The organism is Methylocapsa sp. S129, from assembly GCF_009765995.1.
In the GTDB taxonomy this organism is placed as follows: domain Bacteria; phylum Pseudomonadota; class Alphaproteobacteria; order Rhizobiales; family Beijerinckiaceae; genus Roseiarcus.
Genome location: NZ_LMUI01000046.1, coordinates 186,904 through 188,427 on the forward strand (window position 1 = coordinate 186,904; position 1,524 = coordinate 188,427).

General features: G+C 66.9%; 1 protein-coding gene. It reads left to right on the forward strand.

Annotated elements, in window-relative coordinates; genetic code table 11:
• Positions 1 to 1,524: hypothetical protein (locus GSQ90_RS24215; protein ID WP_210254966.1), on the forward strand; the 1,524-nt coding region annotated here is incomplete at both ends.

Below are 1,524 nucleotides of genomic sequence, written 5' to 3' on the forward strand. Positions count from 1 at the left end.
GGGACGCAGACGATCGAGGCGACGGACGCCGTCGGCTTCACGCTTCTGACGTCGAAGGCGGGCGATGTCGACGTGACGTCGGATACGGCCTCGATCGCGGGCGGTTCGGTCGCGGCCGGTAATTCGGCGTCGCTGACGAGCGCGACGTCGAATGCGGGCGCGACGGTGACGGCGACCCATGGCGGGGTGACGCTGACGGCGGGCAGTCTGGCGGCGCCGTCGGCTTCGGCGTCAACTGACTGGACGAATGTGAATGCGGGAACGTCGCTGGCGGCGACGAGCGGCGGCGCGCTGACACTGACCACGACGAACAGCAGTGGGACGCAGACGATCGAGGGAGCAGGCGCCGTCGGCTTTGGCAGTCTGACCGCCAAAGTCAGGGGCGATATTTTCGTCACTTCGGACGCCGGCGCGATCGCGGGCGGCTCTGTCGCGGCGGACGGCTCGGCCAAGCTAATAAGCGCTACCTCCAACTCGGGGGCGTCCGTCGTCGCGACCAATGGCGACGCCGATGTCGAAGCGGGCACGCTGCTGTCGTGGTCTAGTGTCTCGGCCCCGAAAGGCAACGCGACAGTCGTGGCGGGAACCGGCGATCTGACGATCGAATCCGTCACGGCGGGCGGCGCCGCCCATCTCGAAGCGACGGCCGGCAACATTCTGCCTGTGGACGCCAATGCAACCCTGATCTCAAGCAGCCTGACGCTGACGGCGAGCGAGAATATCGGCATCGCGCCCGTGGCGCCAAGCACGATTGCGACGCCATTCTCGTTCACCCTTGGCGCGGGTGGCGTCTTGTCGGGCTCCGCCGGCGGCTCGGCCTGGTTGACGAGCGCGGACGCCGTGAACGTCACCACATTTTCGGTCGGCAATGTGCTGTCGCTGACCGCCGGCGGCGAGCTGCGGGTCGAAACCGTACTGACGCCGACGATTGTCGATGGCGCGATATCCTCCGCGAACGGGCCGGTGACGCTGCGCGCCGCCAGCTTCAGCATGGATTCCGGCGCCGGCGTTTCGGCTGGGGGCGACATCCTGATTTCTGCAACCGGCGATGTGACCCTCGGCAAGGTGACGAGCGCTTCGGCCGATACGACGGGGAATGTCATCGACATTGAGGCCGGCGCCGCCAGTCTTGGCGCCGTGGTCACGGCCGGCAAAGGCAGCATCCTTGGCAATGGCGACGCCGGAGCCGGAATCGCCGATGCGAATACGGGCGTTTGGGGACTTCTCAACGCCGGCGTGGCGATCGGGCCGCTATCGGTCGGCCTCTCCAACCTCAACGCAACCGCGGATACCGGCGATCTTTCGTTGCAGCAGACGGCGGCCTTGCATGCGGCGACTTTGTCGGCGGTCGCGGGCGGCGTGGACGTAGAGGGCGCCTCCGCTCTGACGCTGGACAGCGTAACGGCGGACACGACGTTTACCGCGAAGTCGACGGCTTCGAGCGTGACGATCGGCTCTGCGACGAGCGACGGGACTGAGACGATCGAGGCCTATCTGGGTCTTGGCTATACGACCTTGAAGACG